General features: G+C 72.1%; 17 protein-coding genes. 8 read left to right on the forward strand and 9 right to left on the reverse strand.

Annotation, left to right across the window (positions count from 1 at the left end):
- Positions 1 to 246 precede the first annotated feature (246 nt).
- The 3 genes from ACFVYX_RS19210 (at position 247) to ACFVYX_RS19220 (ending at position 3523) form a co-directional block, all read left to right on the forward strand.
- Complete coding sequence (locus tag ACFVYX_RS19210) at positions 247 to 1314, forward strand: PP2C family protein-serine/threonine phosphatase (protein WP_389682562.1); 1068 nt, start codon at positions 247 to 249, stop codon at positions 1312 to 1314.
- A 275-nt stretch (positions 1315 to 1589) separates the two neighbouring features.
- The gene (locus ACFVYX_RS19215) at positions 1590 to 2930 is read left to right on the forward strand and encodes a transcriptional regulator (protein ID WP_389682563.1); all 1341 of its coding nucleotides are present in this window, start codon (positions 1590 to 1592) and stop codon (positions 2928 to 2930) included.
- A 62-nt stretch (positions 2931 to 2992) separates the two neighbouring features.
- Entirely contained in the window at positions 2993 to 3523 is a 531-nt protein-coding gene (locus ACFVYX_RS19220; RefSeq protein ID WP_389682564.1) for an NUDIX hydrolase, read from the forward strand.
- 65 nt (positions 3524 to 3588) lie between these two features.
- On the opposite strand, the gene ACFVYX_RS19225 is transcribed toward ACFVYX_RS19220, so the two are convergent.
- Positions 3589 to 4449, reverse strand: a complete 861-nt coding sequence (locus ACFVYX_RS19225) for a 3-hydroxybutyryl-CoA dehydrogenase (RefSeq protein WP_384107300.1) — start codon at positions 4447 to 4449, stop codon at positions 3589 to 3591.
- Between the two features lie 196 nt (positions 4450 to 4645).
- Between ACFVYX_RS19225 and ACFVYX_RS19230 the strand changes: the two genes are divergently transcribed.
- Positions 4646 to 5890: a glycoside hydrolase family 10 protein gene (locus tag ACFVYX_RS19230; RefSeq protein ID WP_389682565.1), complete on the forward strand. Its 1245-nt coding sequence runs from the start codon at positions 4646 to 4648 to the stop codon at positions 5888 to 5890.
- Here ACFVYX_RS19230 and ACFVYX_RS19235 read toward each other — a convergent pair.
- Positions 5866 to 6069 carry a DUF1918 domain-containing protein gene (locus ACFVYX_RS19235; RefSeq protein WP_389682566.1) on the reverse strand — a complete coding sequence of 68 codons (204 nt, stop codon included), beginning with the start codon at positions 6067 to 6069 and terminating at the stop codon, positions 5866 to 5868. The two genes, ACFVYX_RS19230 and ACFVYX_RS19235, sit on opposite strands and share 25 nt — an antisense overlap.
- A gap of 83 nt (positions 6070 to 6152) precedes the next feature.
- Positions 6153 to 7115 carry a DMT family transporter gene (locus ACFVYX_RS19240; protein ID WP_389682567.1) on the reverse strand — a complete coding sequence of 321 codons (963 nt, stop codon included), beginning with the start codon at positions 7113 to 7115 and terminating at the stop codon, positions 6153 to 6155.
- On the opposite strand from ACFVYX_RS19240, the gene ACFVYX_RS19245 reads away from it, so the two are divergent.
- The 4 genes from ACFVYX_RS19245 (at position 7114) to ACFVYX_RS19260 (ending at position 11075) form a co-directional block, all read left to right on the forward strand.
- Positions 7114 to 8550, forward strand: coding sequence for a PLP-dependent aminotransferase family protein (locus ACFVYX_RS19245; RefSeq protein WP_389682568.1), 1437 nt, complete (start codon positions 7114 to 7116; stop codon positions 8548 to 8550). The genes ACFVYX_RS19240 and ACFVYX_RS19245 overlap by 2 nt on opposite strands.
- Before the next feature lie 101 nt (positions 8551 to 8651).
- Positions 8652 to 9104 (forward strand): GNAT family N-acetyltransferase, encoded by a 453-nt coding sequence (locus ACFVYX_RS19250; RefSeq protein WP_389682569.1) that lies wholly within the window; start codon positions 8652 to 8654, stop codon positions 9102 to 9104.
- 69 nt (positions 9105 to 9173) lie between these two features.
- A complete protein-coding gene (locus ACFVYX_RS19255; protein ID WP_389682570.1) occupies positions 9174 to 9746 on the forward strand; it encodes a histidine phosphatase family protein in 573 nt (190 codons plus the stop codon).
- A 156-nt stretch (positions 9747 to 9902) separates the two neighbouring features.
- Positions 9903 to 11075 carry a methyltransferase gene (locus ACFVYX_RS19260; RefSeq protein ID WP_389682571.1) on the forward strand — a complete coding sequence of 391 codons (1173 nt, stop codon included), beginning with the start codon at positions 9903 to 9905 and terminating at the stop codon, positions 11073 to 11075.
- Between the two features lie 74 nt (positions 11076 to 11149).
- Here the strand turns inward: ACFVYX_RS19260 and ACFVYX_RS19265 are convergent, their stop codons facing one another.
- From ACFVYX_RS19265 to ACFVYX_RS19290, 6 genes are all read right to left on the reverse strand, one after another.
- A complete protein-coding gene (locus ACFVYX_RS19265; RefSeq protein ID WP_389682572.1) occupies positions 11150 to 11554 on the reverse strand; it encodes a VOC family protein in 405 nt (134 codons plus the stop codon).
- A gap of 178 nt (positions 11555 to 11732) precedes the next feature.
- A complete protein-coding gene (locus ACFVYX_RS19270) occupies positions 11733 to 13331 on the reverse strand; it encodes an ABC-F family ATP-binding cassette domain-containing protein (RefSeq protein ID WP_389682573.1) in 1599 nt (532 codons plus the stop codon).
- A 153-nt stretch (positions 13332 to 13484) separates the two neighbouring features.
- Positions 13485 to 14327, reverse strand: coding sequence for an RNA polymerase subunit sigma-70 (locus ACFVYX_RS19275; RefSeq protein WP_389682574.1), 843 nt, complete (start codon positions 14325 to 14327; stop codon positions 13485 to 13487).
- A 298-nt stretch (positions 14328 to 14625) separates the two neighbouring features.
- On the reverse strand, positions 14626 to 16080 hold the full coding sequence (gene argG / locus ACFVYX_RS19280) for an argininosuccinate synthase (RefSeq protein WP_389682575.1): 1455 nt from the start codon (positions 16078 to 16080) through the stop codon (positions 14626 to 14628).
- 95 nt (positions 16081 to 16175) lie between these two features.
- Positions 16176 to 16781 (reverse strand): dihydrofolate reductase family protein, encoded by a 606-nt coding sequence (locus tag ACFVYX_RS19285; protein WP_389682576.1) that lies wholly within the window; start codon positions 16779 to 16781, stop codon positions 16176 to 16178.
- 280 nt (positions 16782 to 17061) lie between these two features.
- Positions 17062 to 18918: a TniQ family protein gene (locus ACFVYX_RS19290; RefSeq protein ID WP_389682577.1), complete on the reverse strand. Its 1857-nt coding sequence runs from the start codon at positions 18916 to 18918 to the stop codon at positions 17062 to 17064.
- Between the last annotated feature and the right edge of the window lie 11 nt (positions 18919 to 18929).

Consider the following 18929-nt stretch of genomic DNA (forward strand, 5'->3'; position numbering starts at 1 on the left):
CCGGGGCGGCCCACCGCCGTTTCCGGGCCGCGGCAGACGCGTACGGGCTCACGGATCCCGACCACGCGTGCGCGTGGCGGAGCCCTGGCGAAGGGCGGCGCGCCCGGGGTGCTCACTCCTTCGGGTGAGATCGCCGGGGGCTGTTCCCCGGTGGCCCGCACGGTCGGCAGAATCGACGCGGCCGCAGGCGCGGACCTGTGTGCCGCAGGGCCTTCGGGCGCTGTCGGGGCTCGGGAAGGGCCGTGCATGATCCGTACGAGGTCGTTGGTCTCCGATGGCTCCCGGCGCCGCCGGCTGGCCCCGCTCGCTCTTCCCACCGCCTGGGGCGCGGTGGCCGTGGCCTGGAAGTTCGGCTGTCCGCTGGCCCGGCAGCCCGGGCTGCCGATGAGGATCGCCACCAGCGTCGTCTTCCTCACCGTCGGCATCGGGCTGGTGCTAGGCCTCCGGCGCGGGCTCGTGCGCGAGCTGGCGCGGGTGCGGGCCGTCGCGGTCGCCACCCAGCGGGTGCTGCTGCGTCCGCCGCCCGCGCGGCTCGACGGCCTCGCGCTGGCGGCCGGGCAGTTGTCCGCCTCGCGGGGCGCGTCCGTCGGCGGGGACCTGTACGAGGCGGTGGCCACCCCGTACGGGGTGCGGATCCTCATCGGGGACGTCCGGGGCCACGGGCTCGCCGCGCTAGGCGCGGTGGTGGCGGTGCTCGGCAGCTTCCGCGAGGCCGCCCACGACGAACCCGAACTCGGCGGTGTGCTGCGGCGGCTCGAACGGGCCCTGGAGCGGCACCTCCGGGAGCGGGCGCGGGACGAGCATCCGGCGCGGTCCGGGACGGATCCCGAACACCCGGCGGCCGAGGAGTTCGTGACCCTGCTGCTCATCGAGGTCGGTGCCGACGGGCGGCTCTCGGTGTTCGACTGCGGTCACCCCGGACCGTACCGGCTGGGTCCGGTGGCGGAGCGGCTGCCGGTCGGCGACCCGCTTCCGCCGCTCGGGGTGCTGCCGCTGCCCGCCGTGCTCGTGCCGTACACGGCGGCCCGGCTGCTGCCCGGTGAGACGCTGGTCCTGCACACCGACGGCGCCGAGGATGCCCGGGACCACCGGGGGCGGTTCTTCGCGCTCGACACCGCGCTCGCCGGGAAGCCGGGTGAGGCGCCCGCCGCGCTCGTCCGCCGCGTCCAGACGGCCCTGCTGCGCCACACGGGCGGCCGGCTCACCGATGACGTCGCGCTGCTCGTCGTACGCAACGATCGTGTTCGGGTCCCGGCGCAGCCCGCCGAACCCGGGCTGCGCCGCTCCCGGCCCGCCCCCTCCTCCCACTGGTGAGCGGAGGAGGCCGGCGCCGGCGCCGCCCGCCCCGCCACGGAGTGTCGGGCAGATCAGCGGGGCGGGCGACGCGGACCGGGCGGCCGCACTGTTGAGGGGGGAGCCGGCGGCCCGGTCGTCGCCTTACGGCGAGAAGCACAGTCAACCGGTACGGGGACGAGCGCGGCAGAGTACGCGGACCGGAAGAACGAGCACTTCGTTCACACCCCGTGCGAAATCGTCCCGCACGAAATCGGCCACCGCTACGCTGAGTTCACCGAGCGACCGGAGCGGCCATGCAGCCCAACACCTTGCTCGATGCCCTGCTCGACGAAGCGGGCATCTCCCACGCCGGCCTGGCCGCCCATGTGAACCGGGCGGGCAGGGCCAGGGGTCTCGCCCTGCGATACGAACACACCGCCGTGGCCCGCTGGTTGAAGGGCCAGCGGCCGCGCGGCCAGGTGCCCGACCTGATCTGCGAGGTGCTCGCCGCCCGGCTGCTCCGGCAGGTGACCCTGGACGACATCGGTTACGGGATGCCGGACGGGCCGCTGCGGGCGACCGGCTCGCCGCTCTCCGGGTTCGTGGAGCGGGCGGCCGCGCTGTGGCGCTCCGACGAGCAGCAGCGGCCGCACATAGTGGGTGCGCCGACGGTGACCGGTACCCCGGCGGTGATGCCCGTGTGGGAGTGGGAGAACCCGCCGGAGGACGTCGACGTCTCCCGGGCCGGCCGGACCACGGTCTCGGCCGCCGACATCGCGGTGCTGAGCGCCGCCCGGTCCCACTACGAGCAGATGTACCGCAAGGCCGGGGGCATCGCGACCCGGGCCCGGATCGTCGGCTTCCTCACCGCGGAGACCGCGCCGCTGCTGCGCGGCTCGTACAGCGACGCCCTCGGACGGCGACTGCACCGCGCCACGGGCGGACTCGTGGCGGTGGCGGGCATCTGCGCGTACGACGCGGACGCGCACGGTCTCGCCCAGCGCTACTTCCATCAGGCACTGCGGCTCGCCAAGGCGAGTGGGGACCGGGGCCTCGGTGCCTATGTGATCGCGCTCCTGGTCAACCAGTCGCTGTTCATGGGGGAGTACCGGCAGGCGGTCGCGTTCGCCGAGGCGGCGCTGCGGGCGGCGGGGCGGCAGATCACCCCGGCGCTCGCGGCCGATCTGACGGCGATGCAGGCGAAGGCGTACGCGCATCTGGGCGACGGGTCGGCCGCGCTGGCCTGCATCCGGCGGGCCGAGGCGGCGGCGGAGCGGATCACTCCGGGGGAGGAGCCGGCCGAGACGGGCTACGTCCAGCCGGGTCTCGTCAACGTCCAGGTCGCGGAGGCCCTGCTCGGTCTGGGTGATCTCGCCGCCGCTCACGAGCACGCGTCGATGGCGGTGGGGACGCCCTCCCACGACCGCGGCCGGGTGCACCGGCTCGCCATGCTGTGCCAGATCGAGCTGCGGCAGGGGGAGGCCGACGGGGCGGCGCGTACGGCCGTGGAGATGACCGAGCGGGCGTGGGGGATGGAGTCGCGGCGGCTGCGGGACCGGCTGCGGGAGGTGCGGGAGCGTCTCCTCGCGAGCGGAGGCGGGGACGCCCGGGAGGCGGCGGCTCTGATCGACGGTGCTCTGCGCGTTCCCCTGTGAGCGTCGAACTGCTGCGATATTGCCACCAAACAAGCACCGTCCAGTCGGAAGGTGGCAAGAACGTGCAGTGGACGAAACTGAGCGAACGCTCTGTCTATGAGAACCGCTGGTTCCGGGTGAACCTCGCGGACGTCGAACTCCCGGACGGCCGCCACCTCGACCACTATCTGATCCGGCTCCGCCCGGTCGCCGTCGCGACCGCCGTCAACGAGGCCGACGAAGTACTGATGCTCTGGCGCCATCGCTTCATCACCGACAGCTGGGGCTGGGAGCTGGCCGCCGGTGTCGTCGAGGACGGCGAGGACATCGAGGCGGCCGCCGCCCGCGAGATGGAGGAGGAGACCGGCTGGCGGCCGGGCCCGCTGCGCCATCTCCTCACCGTCGAACCGTCCAACGGCCTGACCGACGCGCGGCACCACCTCTACTGGGCAGAGCGGGCCACGTACACGGGCCCGCCCGAGGACGCCTTCGAGTCCTCCCGGCGGGCCTGGGTGCCGCTGAAACAGGTCCCCGACATGATCGCCCGGGGCGAGATCCCGGCCGCCAACATGGCCGCCGGGCTGCTGATGCTCCACCATCTGCGCCTCGGCTGAGGCGAGCGGACATGCCGGACGGCCCGTACCTGTGCGTGTGTACGGGCCGTCCGGGGTCTGTGGGGTCAGGCGTACGGGTAGAAGCCCGAGCCCGTCTTCCGGCCGAGCCGGCCCGCGTCCACCATGCGCTGGAGCAGCGGGGGAGCGGCGTACAGCGGCTCCTTGTACTCCGCGTACATCGAGTCGGCGATCGAGGCGATCGTGTCCAGACCGATCAGGTCGGAGAGCTTGAGCGGGCCCATCGGGTGGGCGCAGCCGAACTCCATGCCGTTGTCGATGTCGTCGCGGCTGGCGATGCCCGACTCGAACATCCGGATGGCCGAGAGCAGGTACGGCACGAGCAGCGCGTTGACGATGAAGCCGGAACGGTCCTGCGCGCGGATCGCGTGCTTGCCGAGCGTCTTCTCGGCGAAGGCCTGCGCCCGGCTGATCGTGCCCTCGGAGGTGGTGAGGGCCGGGATCAGCTCGACGAGCTTCTGCACCGGGGCCGGGTTGAAGAAGTGGATGCCGATGACCTGGTCGGGGCGGGAGGTCGCCACGGCCAGCTTCACCAGCGGGATGGAGGAGGTGTTCGAGGCCAGGATGGCGTCCGGCCGGGTCATCACCTGGTCGAGGACCTGGAAGATCTCGGTCTTGACCTGCTCGTTCTCCACGACCGCCTCGATGACGAGGTCGCGGTCGGCGAATTCGCCCAGGTCGGTGGTGAAGCTGAGGCGAGCGAGGGTCGCGTCCCGCTCCTCCTCGCTGATCTTGCCGCGTTCGGCGGCCTTGGCCAGCGAGTTGTAGAGCCGTGTGCGGCCGATCTCCAGCGCCTCGCCGGTGGTCTCGGCGACCCTCACGTCAAGGCCGCTCCGGGCACACACCTCTGCGATGCCCGCGCCCATCTGGCCGCAGCCCACCACTCCGACGCGCTCAATGTCGGCCATGGAGTCCGTCACCTCGTGCCTTTCGCTCTTCTCTGACGGCGGGGCCCGTGTGATTCCGATGCGTCCGCCTCGACCCCACGACGTTACCGCTCATTAACCGATGATCGATCGTCCGGGGTGGGCATGCTGTCCGGGTGGGTGTGAGGTATCCGACAGAGGAGGGGTACAAGTGCGGCCTATCGGCAGAAGAGGGTTCGTGGCCGGAGCGGCCGGAACGGTGCTCGCCGTGACGGGGGCGACAGGGCCCGCGGTGGCCGCGTCGCCGGCGGCAGGGAGACCGCGCCGCCCCGAGTTCCGTGGTGTGTGGATCGCCACGGTCGCCAACCGTGACTGGCCCTCCCGCGCGGGCCTGACCGCCGGGGAGCAGCGCGCCGAACTCCTCGCCCACCTGGACACGGCGGTCGAGCGCCGGCTCAACGCGGTGGTCCTCCAGGTCCGGCCGACCGCCGACGCGCTGTGGCCCTCGCCGTACGAGCCGTGGGCGCAGTGCCTCACCGGGACGCAGGGCCGCGACCCCGGCTGGGACCCCCTTGGCACGGCCGTCGAGGAAGCCCACGCGCGGGGGCTCGAACTGCACGCCTGGTTCAACCCGTATCGGGTGGCGAATCACACGGACCCGTCCCGGCTCGTCGCCGGCCATCCGGCCCGGGTCCACCCGGAGTGGGTGCTGCCCTACGGCGGGAAGCTCTACTACAACCCCGGTCTGCCCGAGGTCCGGAGCTTCGTCCAGGACGCGATGCTGGACGCACTGCGGCACTACGACATCGACGCCGTGCACTGGGACGACTACTTCTACCCGTACCCGGTGGCCGGTGAGGTCTTCGCCGACGACGAGGCGTACGCGCGGTACGGCGGGGACTTCCCGGACAAGGCGTCCTGGCGGCGGCACAACACCGACCTGCTGGTCTCCGGTACGGCCGCCCGGATCAAGGAGATCAAGCGGCACGTGGCCTTCGGGATCAGCCCCTTCGGGGTCTGGCGGAACGCCGCCACCGACCCGGAGGGCTCGGACACCCAGGCCGGGGTGCAGACCTACGACGACCTGTACGCCGACACCCGGAAGTGGGTCCGGGAGGGCTGGATCGACTATGTCGTGCCCCAGCTCTACTGGAACATCGGCCTGCCCGTCGCCGACTACGCCAAGCTGCTGCCCTGGTGGGACGCCGTGGTCAGGGACACCGGAGTCGGCCTCTACATCGGCGAGGCGCTCTACAAGGCGGGCGACCCCGCCCAGCCCGCGGCCTGGCAGGACCCGAAGGAACTGTCACGCCACCTGGAACTCGCCGCCGGTTACCCGTCGGTCGGCGGCCACTGCTTCTTCGCGGCGAAGGAGGTCATGACGGACCGGATCGGGGCGATGGCGGCCGTGGTGGCCGATCACTACCCGACCAGGGCCCGTCCGCCGCGGACGGGGGGTCAGCGGGACTCCGCCTCCGGGTGATGGCGTACGACGGTGTCGGGGCCCGGCGACATCAGGGCCTCGTGACCGTCGTCGTCGAACTTCACGCGGTACGGGGGTGTGCCGTTCTCCCCCAGTACCTGAAGGACCTCGGCCGTACGGTCGTGGTGACCGACGGTCCGGCCGTGCACCAGCAGTTTGTCGCCCACGTTCGCCTGCATCGGGGTGGCCTCCTCGCGACCGGGCTTGTGCTGTTCGCAGCCTACGTCTGTCATTGTGACCCGGGTCACCCCCATCCGTCGCGTCAGCTCTTCGCCCGCTGGGTGACGGCGATGCAGACCAGGACGGCCACGGCCGCGAGCGGCGCGGCGAGCGGCAGGCTCTCACCGAGCAGGGACACCGACCAGACCAGGGTCAGGAGCGGCTGCGCGAGCTGGAGCTGGCTCGCCTTCGGGATGCCGATCGACGCCATGCCCCGATACCAGACGTACAGGCCGAAGAACGTGGAGCCGGCCGCCACCCAGACCAGGCCGATCACGCCGTGGGCGTTCAGGTGCACCGGCTCCAGGGACAGCGCCACGGCGGAGCCGGCCGCCATCAGGGGCAGGCACAGGACGAGGGCCCAGCCGATGACCTGCCACCCCGGCATGAGCCGGGCCAGCCGCCCGCCTTCCGTGTAACCGGCCGCGCACACGAGGAGCGCGCCGAAGAGGTACAGATCGCCCTGCGACACGGCCCCGCCACTCTGCTGGAGCGTGAAGGCGATCACCACGACCGCGCCCGACACGGCGGCGAACCAGAAGGTACGGGACGGGCGGCGTCCGGTCCGCACGGCGGCGAATGTCGCCGTGGTGAGCGGTAGCAGGCCGACGACGACGGCGGCGTGGGAGGTGGTGGAGGTCTGCAGGGCCAGGGTCGTCAGGAGCGGGAAGCCGATGACGACACCGCCGGCCACGACGGCGAGGCCCGCCCAGTGGCGGCGCTCCGGCAGCGGCACCCGGCCGGCGAGGAGGAAGGCGCCCGCGATGAGGGCGGCGAGAGTGGAGCGCACGGCGACCAGGGACCAGGGGCCGAAGCTCTCCAGGCCCCAGACGGTCGAGGGGAACGTGAGCGAGAAGGACACCACGCCCAGAGCGGCGAGCAGGGTGCCGCGGGGGAGCGGGTCGGTGGCGCCGCGCGGGGCGCCTCCCGAGGAGGCGCTCATCTCGGCCCCGGTGGCGGGGACCGCTATCGTCGTGGAAGCAGTAGCGCTATTCTGTGCTCTCATGAATGAGCGTAGCAGTGTCGCGGAACTGGCGCATTCCTTGAGGGCGGATCTGAACCGCTACTCACCTGGTGGAAAGCTGCCATCGAGCCGAGCGCTCGTCGAGCGCTATCGGGTCTCCCCCGTGACGGTCACCCGCGCTCTCGCCCAGCTCGCCGCCGAAGGGCTCGTGGTCACCCGCCCGGGCGCCGGCGCCTACCGCGCCGAGCCCCGTGCCGCCACCCCCGTCACCGGCGACACCTCCTGGCAGGAGGTCGCCCTCAGTGCCGACACCGCCACTGAGCTCGTCCCCCGTGCCGTCGACGCCTCCGGTGTCCTCGTCACCCTCTCCGCACCGCCGCCGGGCGTGATCGAGTTCAACGGCGGTTACCTCCACCCCTCGCTCCAGCCCGAGCGGGCCCTCGCCGCCGCTCTCGCCCGCGCCGGACGCCGCCCCGGCGCCTGGGGCAGACCGCCCACGGACGGCCTGCCCGAGCTGCGCGAGTGGTTCGCCCGCGAGATCGGCGGCAGTGTCACCGCCGCCGACCTCCTCGTCACCGCCGGCGGTCAGTCCGCCATCACCACCGCCCTCCGCGCTCTCGCCCCGCCCGGCACCCCCGTCCTCGTCGAGTCGCCCACCTACCCGGGCATGCTCGCGGTCGCCCGCGCCGCCGGACTGCGCCCCGTGCCCGTACCCGCCGACGCCGAAGGAGTCAGGCCGGAGCTCCTCGAAGCGGCGTTCCGCGCCACCGGAGCCCGTGTCCTCGTCTGCCAGCCGCTCTTCCAGAACCCGACCGGCGCTGTGCTCGCCCCCGAGCGGCGCCGCGAGGTCGTCCGTATCGCCCGTGCCGCCGGAGGCTTCGTCGTCGAGGACGACTTCGCCCGCCGTCTCGTCCACGAGGACGCGCCGCCGCTGCCCGCCCCGCTCGCCGCCGACGACCCCGACGGCGTCGTCGTCCATGTCTGCTCGCTGACCAAGGCCACCTCACCCAGCCTCCGGGTCGGCGCCCTCGCCGCCCGTGGCCCCGTCCTGGAACGCCTGCGCGCCATTCAGGTCGTCGACAGCTTCTTCGTCCCCAGGCCGCTCCAGGAAGCCGCGCTCGAACTCGTCGGATCGCCCGCCTGGCACCGGCATCTGCGGGCCGTCGGCCAGGAGCTCAGGAGCCGCCGGGACGTGCTGACCCGTGCGGTCGCCCAGCAGCTCCCCGGCTTCGCCCTGCCCCACGTGCCCCACGGCGGCTATCACCTCTGGCTCCGCCTCCCCGACACCGTCCCCGAGTCCGCCCTTGTCGCCGCCGCCCTGCGGACCGGTGTCGCCGCCGCTCCCGGCCGCCCCTACTTCTGCGCCGAACCCCCCGCCGGTCACATCCGGCTGAGTTTCGCGGGTGTCGCCGGCCCCACCGAGATCGCGGAGGGCGTGCGCCGCCTGCGAGCGGCGGTCGACGAGCTCACCGCCTGAACGCGGGGGACCGGACGGGCCCGCCCCTCGTCCGGCCCCGCCCCGGTGCGCGGCAGGCAAATTCACCTGACAAGCCCCGCAGTCACTGGAAGTCTGCGGGCATGAGCGACAGCACGACCCCGGACGTCCCCGTCATGCACGGGGCGTACGAGATCTCAGCCGACCCCGCGCGGATCGACGCCGCCCGCGTCCACCACTGGCTGTCCACCGACGCCTACTGGGCCCTCGGCCGACCTCGGGAGAAGCAGGACGCCGCCATCGCGGGATCGCTCAACCTCGGCGCCTATCACCGTGCGACCGGCGAGATGGCCGCCTACGCGCGCGTCGTCACCGACTACGCCACCTTCGCCTGGCTCTGCGACGTCTACGTCGAGCGCCCGGCCCGCGGCACCGGCCTCGGCACCGCGCTCGTCACCGCCGTACGTGAGCACCTCGCGCCGTACGGACTGCGCCGCATCATGCTCGCCACCGCCGACGCGCACAGCCTGTACGAGAAGGCCGGTTTCACGCCACTGCGAAATCCGGACAAGTGGATGGCTCTCGGGCAGCAGTGAGCCGGAGCCCCGCAGGCCCGGTGGATCGACCCCTTGACCTGCGGAGCCCCCGGCCTCACGATCGCGGCCATGAGTCTTCGGGTGACGCTCGTCACGGCGGCACGCAGCTCCTCCCTGCTCGCCGAACGGTTCGACGACGACCGGCCGCTGGACGAGGCCGGCTGGTACGAGGTCCAGCTCGCCGCACCGGCCCTGATCCCGCTCGGCGCGGCAGAGCTGCGCTACTGCTCCCCGACCCCGCGCAGCCGCGCCACCGGCACCGCCCTGGGCTACGCGCCGCTCGCCCAGCCCGCGCTGCGCGACTGCGACATGGGCCGCTGGCGGGGCCACACCCTTGCCGAGGTCGCCGCCCTCGAACCGGCCGCCGTCGACGCCTGGCTCACCGACGCCCGCACCGCCCCACACGGCGGCGAACCGCTCCTCGCCTTCATCAGCCGGATAGGGAACTGGCTCGACACCCGCCCCGCCGAGGAGGGCGCCATCGTCGCCGTCGCCGAACCCTCCGTCGTACGGGCCGCCCTCGTGTACGCCCTGAAGGCACCGCCCGCCACCTATTGGAACGTCGAGGTCCGCCCCCTCTCCACCGTCACCCTCACCGGCCGTCCCGGCCTCTGGCACCTCCAGCTCACCGCCCTGCGCTGAACCCCGCCCCACCCGCACCCGGCCGCCGGGCCCGCACGCGCCCCGGCTTCCGCTCAGCCTCCGCACGGGTGCCGCGAGCCGAGCGGGGCTCTCCGGACACCCGTCGGCATGTGGCGGGAAGAGCCGGCGGCCGCGACCGGCTAGCCTGAGAGCACGATGAACCGTTTGACCACGTCATGGGGCGCCTTCACGCTGACCCGCTTCCCCGAGGACCCGCGCGACCAGCTGCGCGCCTGGGACGCGGCCGACGAATACCTCCTGGGCCACCTGGCCGAGAGCGGTACCGACCTGTCCGGCACCGTCGCCGTCCTCGGCGACCGCTGGGGAGCCCTCGTCACCGCCCTGCGGGCCGCCGGAGCCGGCGAGCTCGTCCAGATCACCGACTCGTATCTCGCCGGGCAGGCCACACGGGCCAACCTCGCCCGCGCCGGAGCCGCCCCGGACGACGTCCGGCTGCTCACCACCCAGGACCCGCCGCCCGAGCGGATCGACGTCCTCCTCGTCCGCGTCCCCAAGAGCCTCGCGCTCCTGGAGGACCAGCTCCACCGGCTCGCCCCCGCCGTGCACGAGGGCACCGTGATCGTCGGCGCCGGCATGGTCAAGGAGATCCACACCTCCACGCTCCGGCTCTTCGAGCGGATCCTCGGCCCCACCCGCACCTCGCTCGCGGTGAAGAAGGCCCGGCTGATCCACACCACCCCCGACCCCGCGACCGCTCCGCGCCCCAACCCCTGGCCGCACCGGTACGACCTCCCGTCGGACACCCCCGCGCCCGGGCTCCCCGGGCTGACCGTCACCAACCACGCCGGCGTCTTCTGCGCCGACCGCCTCGACATCGGTACCCGCTTCTTCCTCGCGAACCTCCCCGGCGGCCTCGGCCGGGCCCGCGTCGCCGACCTCGGCTGCGGCAACGGCGTGGTCGGTCTCGCCATCGCCCTCTCCGAACCCGACGCGGAACTCGTCTTCACCGACGAGTCGTACCAGGCGGTCGCCTCCGCCGAGGAGAACTTCCGGGCTCACGTGGGCCCCGGCCGCAAGGCCGAGTTCCTCGTCGGCGACGGGCTCACCGACCTGCCCGCAGGCTCGGTGGACCTCGTCCTCAACAACCCCCCGTTCCACAGCCACCAGGCCACCACCGACCGCACGGCCCGCCGCATGTTCGCGGACGCGCGGCGCGCGCTGCGGCCGGGCGGCGAGCTGTGGATCATCGGCAACCGGCACCTCGGCTACCACGTCACCCTCCGCCGGATCTTCGGCAACAGCGAACTGGTCGCGAGCGACGCCAAGTTCGTGGTCCTGCGGGCAGTGCGGACGGCCCAGGAGGCGTAAGCCGGGGGCCCCGGGGGCGTCGTCGGCGTACCGAAGGTTCGGGCGAGGCCCCTGCGGCCGTGCCCGAACCCGAGTCATCTCTCCCAGCTCCGGGAGCACAGGACGAGCCGGTACCCGTCGGGATCGGCGATGGTGACGCCGAACTCGTCCCAGTACGGGTTGTGCGCGGTCACCCGCGTCCCGCCGGCGGCCAGAAGCCGCTCCACCTGCTCCTCTTCGACCGGCGCCCCGAGGTAGACGACGAACAGATCGTCGACGGTCGGGGCCGGCTCCAGCGGATGCTCGGGATCTCGGGTCAGCTCGACGTGCCAGCTCCCGCCAGGCGGCCCGACCATGAGCAGGTCGTGCTCGCCCGGCACCCGCGCGGTGCTTCGCCAGAGCACATCGAGTCCGAGACCTTCGACATAGAACCGCTCCGCGGCGGTCAGATCCCGCGAGGGGCGGGCCACCCGTACCCTGGTCTGCGCATTGATGATCATGCCTCGAGGCTAGGCGGCACCACCGCCGGCCGTCCTCCGGGATCTCCCTTCCCTTCCACGGAGTCGACCCTGACGCGCGGCTCAGGGTCGACGTCCGGGCGGCCCGACCTTCCCCGTGTCCGCGCCGGTGAGGGTCCTCCCGGGGCGCCCCGGGAGGACCCTCACCCACGGCCGTCCGTCACGCCAGGCCGACCAACCCCCGGTACTCCTCGCTCCACAGGTCCTCGTCCGCGTCCGGCAGCAGCAGGACCCGCTCGGGGCGCAGCGCGTCGATGGCCTCCTCGTCGTGCGTGACCATCACGATCGCGCCCGGATACGTGCCCACGGCCGCGAGTACCTCCGCACGGGAGGCGGGATCCAGATTGTTCGTGGGCTCGTCCAGGAGCAGCACGTTCGCGCCCGAGTGGACGAGGGCGGCCAGCGCGAGCCGCGTCTTCTCGCCACCGGAGAGCACCCCGGCCGGCTTGTCCACGTCGTCGCCCCGGAACAGGAACGCGCCAAGGACCGTCCGTACCTCACCGTCCGTCAGATGCGGAGCCGCGTCGGCGAGGTTCTCCCTGACCGTGCGGTCCGCCACCAGCGTGTCGTGCTCCTGGGCGAAGTAGCCGAGCCGCAGGCCGTGCCCGCGTACCACCCGGCCCGCGTCAGGGGCCTCCTCTCCGGCGAGGAGCCGCAGCAGCGTCGTCTTGCCCGCGCCGTTGAGGCCCAGCACCACAAGGCGGCTGCCCCGGTCCACGGCGAGGCCCACCCCGTCGAGCACGGGCCGCTCCCCGTACGCCTTGGTGAGCGAGACCGCACCGAGCGGCATCCGGCCGCAGGGCGCGGGCTCGGGCAGCCGGATGCGGGCGACGCGTTCGGCCTGCCGCTCCGGGTCGAGCCCGGCGAGCATCCGGTCGGCTCGGCGCGCCATGCTGCGGGCCGTCGTCGCCGTCGCGGCCCGGGACTTCATCCGGTCCGCCTGCGCGTGCAGCGAGGCGGCCTTGCGTTCGGCGTTGGCGCGCTCGCGCACCCGGCGCCGCTCGTCGGTCTTCCGCTGGGCGAGGTACACGTCCCAGCCGGTGTTGTGGATGTCGAGCGCGGCACGGTGCGGGTCGAGGTGGAAGACCCGGTTGACGGTGTCGGCGAGGAGCCGCACGTCATGGCTGATCAGCACGAGGCCGCCCCGGTGGGCGGCGAGGTGACCGCGCAGCCAGGCGACCGAGTCGGCGTCCAGGTGGTTGGTCGGCTCGTCGAGCAGCAGGGTGTCGTCCCGGCCGTGTCCGGCGAAGAGGATCCTGGCCAGCTCGACCCGGCGCTTCTGGCCGCCGGACAGCCGGCCGACGGGCCGGTCCATGACCTCGGCGGGCAGACCGAGGCCCGCGGCGACGCGTGCGGCCTCCGCCTCGGCCGCGTAGCCGCCGCCCGCCTGGAACGCGGCCTCGGCCCGGTCGTACGCGGCGAGCGCCCGCGCGTCGGGTGCCGCACCGAGCCGCCCCGCGGCCTCGGCCAGCCGCCGTACCGCCAGGTCGAGACCGCGCGCGGAGAGGATCCGGTCGGTGACGGTCACGGTGGGGTCGGCGGCCCGCGAATCCTGGGCGAGATGACCGATGGAGCCGGTACGGGTGAGGGTGCCGGCGGCGGGGGCGCGCAGTCCGGCGAGGGTGTCGAGAAGGGTGGTTTTTCCGGCGCCGTTGCGGCCGACGAGGCCGATCCGGTCGCCGGGGGCGACGTGGAAGGAGACGCCGGACAGCAGGAGCCGGGCGCCGACGCGCACGTCGGCACCGCGAACGGTGATCATGGGGTAACGCTCCGAAAGGGCTTGAGGACACACGGGTGGCGTGAGTGCGGGTCCTCAGCTAGGAGATTCGGGGCGTTGACATGGCTCCAAGCTAACCGCCGTGGGGGCCGGGCCGCATCCGACTTTCGGCCCCCGCCTGTTCCACCGTGTCCGTCAGCAGTCGGGAAAGGCCAGGTCGAGCGCCCGTACCCGCTCCTCGCCTGTCGTGATGGCGAGGGCGATGATCCGGTCCTGGCGGAGGGTGAACGCCACCGCGGCGACCGGCCGGCCGGCGACGAGGGCGACCGCCCCGAGGGACCCGCCGACGAGCGCGGGCCGGGTCGCGTCCGCGAACCGAGCGAAGGCGGCCGCCCCTTCGGCGACGGCCGGGGCGCCGTGCACCGGGCCGCGCTCGGACCGGGCGACCACGTCCGGGTCGAGGACGGCGGCGAGCGTGCGGGCGTCACGCGCGCGTGCGGCCGTCAGGAACCGGTCCACCACCGTCCGCTGCCGCTCCGCTTCGCCCTCGGTACGGGCCGTCCCGGCGCCCTGGATCCGCTCCCGGGCCCGTCGGGCGAGCCGCGTGACCTCCTCGGGGGAGCCGCCGGTGATCCGCGCCGTCTCGTGGGGCGGCACCCCGAAGACGTCGTGCAGGACGTGGACGAGCCGCTCGTCCGCTTCGAGGGACTCCAGCGCGACGGAGAGCGCGAGCCAGAGGGACGCGACTCCCGCCGCGCCCGGCCCACTGGCCGCAGGGGCCACACCGCCCCCACGGGGCTCCCCGTCCTGACCCGGCCTCGGCCGGCGCCCCCGAAGCCCCCGCACGCACTCCCGTCCCACCAGCGCCGTCAGCCACGCCGCCACCGCCGTGGCCCCGTCGTCCCGCCCCAGGTCGGCCCGTACAGAGGCGAGCGCCTTCTCCGCTTCGGCCGGCGAGCCCGTCATCCACAGGGCGACGCCTCGCAGTCGCTCCTCGTGGGCGCCGAAGCGCCCGGTCAGGAAGGTGTCGTCCGGCATGGCGCCTCACTCCTCGTCGGTTCCGTCATCACGTTGACGTGAGGACCCGCCTGGATGTGACAGGCACGGGAGAGGCCGGTCCGTCTGGATGTGACAGGCATGGGAAAGGCCGGTCCGTCTGGACGTGACAGGCACGGAAAAGGCCGGTCCGTCTGGACGTGACGACAGACACGGAAAAGGCCGGTCCGACGCGCGCGGCGTCGAACCGGCCTTACGAGGCGTCGAGCGGCAGGCTCGGCCCGGGGGTGCCGGGCCTGCCGCTCGACGGGGGGCGTCGAACCGGCCCCTCGGCGGATGGTCAGTCCGTGCCGAACTCCATCGCGGCGCGGTCCAGCATCTCGTCGTCGCCGGAGACCTCGCCGCGGGAGGCGATGGCCTCCGCGCCGCCCTCGGGCAGCTCCGTCATGGTGCCGATCAGGCCGGTCGCGGCCGCCTGGGCGGCACCGATGGCCGGGTTGGAGGTGCCGATCAGGCCGAGGCCCGCGTACTGCTCCAGCTTGGCGCGGGAGTCGGCGATGTCGAGGTTGCGCATGGTGAGCTGGCCGATCCGGTCCGCCGGGCCGAAGGCCGAGTCCTCGGTGCGCTCCATGGACAGCTTGTCCGGGTGGTAGCTGAACGCCGGACCCGTGGTGTCGAGGATCGAGTAGTCCTCGCCGCGGCGCAGCCGCAGCGTCACCTCGCCGGTGACGGCCGCGCCGACCCAGCGCTGCAGGGACTCGCGGACCATCAGGGCCTGCGGGTCCAGCCACCGGCCCTCGTACATCAGCCGGCCGAGGCGCCGTCCCTCATTGTGGTACTGCGCGAGGGTGTCCTCGTTGTGGATCGCGTTGACGAGGCGCTCGTACGCCGCGTGCAGCAGGGCCATGCCGGGCGCCTCGTAGATGCCGCGGCTCTTGGCCTCGATGATCCGGTTCTCGATCTGGTCCGACATGCCCATGCCGTGGCGGCCGCCGATGGCGTTGGCCTCCATGACGAGGTCGACGGGGGAGGAGAACTCCTTCCCGTTGATGGTCACCGGGCGGCCCTGGTCGAAGCCGATGGTGACGTCCTCGGTGGCGATCTCGACCGAGGGGTCCCAGAAGCGGACGCCCATGATCGGCTCGACGGTCTCCACGCCGGTGTCGAGGTGCTCCAGGGTCTTCGCCTCGTGGGTCGCGCCCCAGATGTTGGCGTCGGTGGAGTACGCCTTCTCGGTGCTGTCGCGGTAGGGCAGCTCGTGGGCGAGCAGCCACTCCGACATCTCCTTGCGGCCGCCGAGCTCGGTCACGAAGTCCGTGTCGAGCCAGGGCTTGTAGATCCGCAGGTGCGGGTTGGCGAGCAGGCCGTAGCGGTAGAACCGCTCGATGTCGTTGCCCTTGAAGGTCGAGCCGTCGCCCCAGATCTGGACGTTGTCCTCGAGCATCGCCCGGACGAGGAGGGTGCCGGTGACGGCGCGGCCGAGCGGCGTGGTGTTGAAGTAGGCGCGGCCGCCGGAGCGGATGTGGAACGCCCCGCAGGTGAGTGCGGCAAGACCCTCCTCGACCAGCGCGGCGCGGCAGTCGACCAGGCGCGCGATCTCGGCACCGTAGGTCTTGGCGCGGCCGGGCACCGAGGCGATGTCGGGCTCGTCGTACTGGCCGATGTCGGCGGTGTAGGTGCACGGGATGGCGCCCTTGTCGCGCATCCATGCGACCGCGACGGAGGTGTCGAGGCCGCCGGAGAAGGCGATGCCGACGCGCTCGCCGGCGGGCAGGGAGGTGAGGACCTTGGACATAGGAAGAGTATGCATCATCTCGCATGGTCATGCAAAGGGGTCCCCGTGGGGCTGCGGTAATCGCCGTGTCAGGTGGTGCGGAAACGCACGCGACGTCACGCAGGGGCGCCGAGCGGCGGGTGCTCGAGCACGCGGGGCCTGTACTCGACCAGCTGGATGCGGCCGTCGAAGGTGCGGTGTTCGATCATTTCGAGGGCGACGTCCGGATAGCCGTCGTAGATGCGTTCCTCGCCCGTGGCCCCGGTGATCACCGGGAACATCACGACCCGGAAGCGGTCGACGAGTCCGGCGCGCAGCAGGGACCGGCACAGGCTGAGGCTGCCGATCGTGCTGAGGAGCCCCGAGCCGCTCGACTTCATGGCGCGGACCGCCTCGACGGCGTCGTCGCGGACGAGCGTGGAGTTGGCCCACGTCAGTGGCTCATCGAGTGAGGAGGAGAACACCACCTTGGACGCCTGCGTGAGCTCGTCGACGGACGCCTCTTCCTCGGGCCTGAACTCGTCCTGGCCATTCGGGACCTCGCCTGCGGCGAAGCCCGACATCAGGCGGTACGTGTTCGCCCCCATGAGATAGGTGGCCTCGGGCTGCTCGCCGAGCCACGTGAGGTACTCCGGGCCCTCAAGGCCCCAGAATCCGGGCCATCCCTCTCCCGATGCGTAGCCGTCGAGGGAAGTGATGAAGTCGACAAGAAGCTCCGACATGGCAGGTGTCCTTTCCGGGGAGTCACGAGTGTGGACCGACCGGGAGCGGCAAACTCATCGGGCGCGCTGTGGAGCGACGAGAAAACGGCCTGGGCCGACTGTCACGCCCGGCCGGGCCGCGTGCGGCGCTCAGGGGTCAAGGGGAACGTCCGGTCACACCGGTGTGACCGAGACTTATAGTTGGCACATCTCAGCCTGAGCCGTGCAGGTCAGGCCATCTTGGAGAATTCTTGTTGGCACATCCTGAGCGGGATAGTTGGCACCTCAAGGGCAGGGATGCTCACTGTGCGTGATTGCCGGGGGTGTTCATGTTGATGATCTGTCCAGCGCCTGAGTCGATGTCCCGGGCGAGTCGCTGCGCGTAGTTGGCGAGAACTCCGCGCAGGTCCGCGTAATGACGCAGCGGATCGGGGCGGGAGAACTGGAACCACGCGGTGTTCCGCCGCGCGGCCCACTGTCGCTGGATCTCGGTCGGTTGCGCGGCTTCGAGTGGGCGAGGAGCGAAGAGGTGCTCGCCTCGCGTGACCAGCGTCCAGACGAACACCGAGGCGTTCTGGCGCTTGCGATCATCGGTCAGGGTGCGGAACTGGACAAGCGTAGGCGGAAGTTCCCTGACCAGCGCATTCCACGCGTCGACGCTGAGTACCCACTCCTGGAGTGCTTGGCGCCTGCGCCGGTAGTCAACGAGTGGTTGACGTGATGTTCGGAGATCGGAAGCAAGAGCGCGGAGAGCTCTGTCGAATTCAAGAGGGTTGCAGCCAGTCCATGCCGAGCGCCGGGTCTCGCGTGCAGAGAGTAGATGTGACTGGACGGGTGCGATCCCGAGGAACTGCGCGGCGTCGTCGTAGGTTCCGCCCATGACCCACTGGACGAGCCGGACGGCGGCGGCCCTGCGCACGGACTTGACTTCCGAGCCCGCGCAGCTGGCCAGGTAGCGCTCATGCCAATCGGGCTCCAGGAACGCCGGGATGTGCTCCGGCTGGTAGCCGCTTCGGAGTGGTCCTCGTGTGCCTCTGCGACCGCTGACCCGGGGGAATGTCCGAGTGACGGGTTCAGCAACCTGGCGGAGTCGCTCAGAGCATTCGCCCTTGTGCCTGTCGTAGAGAACGGCCCATGGTGTTCGGCTCGAAGGGCTGCCGAAGGCAGCGCGCGTGAGATCCGAGATGAGGTCAGGCAGGTCGTCTCTCAAGAGCAGGCGGTCTGCGGCCATGAGCAGAGCTCCGCAGGCAATGGGGTCGCGCGGTGGCATGTCGTGGACTTGTTGGTTGCGCCTCCTGCCCGGACCGACATGCAGTTTCTGCGCGTTGGAATCGATTCGCTCAGCGGTGTCGTCGTCGAGGAGGTCCCGGCTGTGAGGCCATGTCGCGTTGATCAGCGCGGTGGCCAGCCGGAGATCGGTGAAGTACTCGGATGAGTCTGTGGTTCGAGTGGGCGATTTCAGGCGGCCTCGGAGGGATTTCTGGAAGCGGAGGACGTCCGTAGTCGGTTGTGGCCGGTCACGCGCAGGGGCGGTGTGGTGGTCGAGTCTGCCGGCGCAGGCGAAGGACTTCCTCCTTGCTGCCTGCGCGTTGACCGTCCACCGGCATTGCGCTGGATGCAGCGTGTGGTCGTTGGCTCGTTGGATCAGAGGTCCTTGCGTGTCGTGCGGCTGACCGCAGTGCGGGCATTCGGCTTCCAGGTAGATCCGGTGCTCGGTGCAGGCAAAGACGATGGGCAGATGCCAGAGCTTGAGCCAGGGCCCGCCGTGCAGTTGCTGGACCCTGGTGCCGTCGCCCGCGAGGCAGGAGGGACAGAAGCGGGGCGAGCCGATGTAGAGCCATGGATCTGGTCTCATCAAGCGTCCTGGGCCGGGCAGGGACCGGGCGATCGGCGGGTAGCGGTCCCGCCACTGCGCCAGCGTCAGAGCGGAGACTTCCCTGGCCGTCTGTCCCGTGAGCCGGGCGAATGCTTCGGTCTGAGGCTCGGGTAGGTCCAGCAGCAGACTGCCGGGGAAGTGATTGGGGTTGCCTTCCTTGATCCAGCCCGCCGCGCGGATCAGGTGCAGAGGTGAGAGGTCGAGACGGTGCCCGAGCCGAAGCAGATAGCTGACCAGGGACTCTCCGGACAGAGGTTCGAGACTCCGGGGCAGTGGATGCATCGTGGCTTCAC

The sequence above is a fragment of the Streptomyces sp. NPDC058326 genome (assembly GCF_042879855.1).
GTDB lineage: Bacteria > Actinomycetota > Actinomycetes > Streptomycetales > Streptomycetaceae > Streptomyces.

Bases quoted from the DNA above. Each gene is read 5' to 3' on its own strand.
- ACFVYX_RS19210 (WP_389682562.1), top strand. From the start codon at position 247: ATGATCCGTACGAGGTCGTTGGTCTCCGATGGCTCCCGGCGCCGCCGG.
- ACFVYX_RS19290 (WP_389682577.1), bottom strand. From the start codon at position 18,918: ATGCATCCACTGCCCCGGAGTCTCGAACCTCTGTCCGGAGAGTCCCTG.
- ACFVYX_RS19245 (WP_389682568.1), top strand. From the start codon at position 7,114: ATGAATGAGCGTAGCAGTGTCGCGGAACTGGCGCATTCCTTGAGGGCG.
- ACFVYX_RS19250 (WP_389682569.1), top strand. From the start codon at position 8,652: ATGAGCGACAGCACGACCCCGGACGTCCCCGTCATGCACGGGGCGTAC.
- ACFVYX_RS19285 (WP_389682576.1), bottom strand. From the start codon at position 16,781: ATGTCGGAGCTTCTTGTCGACTTCATCACTTCCCTCGACGGCTACGCA.
- ACFVYX_RS19240 (WP_389682567.1), bottom strand. From the start codon at position 7,115: ATGAGAGCACAGAATAGCGCTACTGCTTCCACGACGATAGCGGTCCCC.
- ACFVYX_RS19275 (WP_389682574.1), bottom strand. From the start codon at position 14,327: ATGCCGGACGACACCTTCCTGACCGGGCGCTTCGGCGCCCACGAGGAG.
- argG (WP_389682575.1), bottom strand. From the start codon at position 16,080: ATGTCCAAGGTCCTCACCTCCCTGCCCGCCGGCGAGCGCGTCGGCATC.
- ACFVYX_RS19260 (WP_389682571.1), top strand. From the start codon at position 9,903: ATGAACCGTTTGACCACGTCATGGGGCGCCTTCACGCTGACCCGCTTC.
- ACFVYX_RS19255 (WP_389682570.1), top strand. From the start codon at position 9,174: ATGAGTCTTCGGGTGACGCTCGTCACGGCGGCACGCAGCTCCTCCCTG.
- ACFVYX_RS19265 (WP_389682572.1), bottom strand. From the start codon at position 11,554: ATGATCATCAATGCGCAGACCAGGGTACGGGTGGCCCGCCCCTCGCGG.
- ACFVYX_RS19215 (WP_389682563.1), top strand. From the start codon at position 1,590: ATGCAGCCCAACACCTTGCTCGATGCCCTGCTCGACGAAGCGGGCATC.
- ACFVYX_RS19270 (WP_389682573.1), bottom strand. From the start codon at position 13,331: ATGATCACCGTTCGCGGTGCCGACGTGCGCGTCGGCGCCCGGCTCCTG.
- ACFVYX_RS19225 (WP_384107300.1), bottom strand. From the start codon at position 4,449: ATGGCCGACATTGAGCGCGTCGGAGTGGTGGGCTGCGGCCAGATGGGC.
- ACFVYX_RS19235 (WP_389682566.1), bottom strand. From the start codon at position 6,069: ATGCAGGCGAACGTGGGCGACAAACTGCTGGTGCACGGCCGGACCGTC.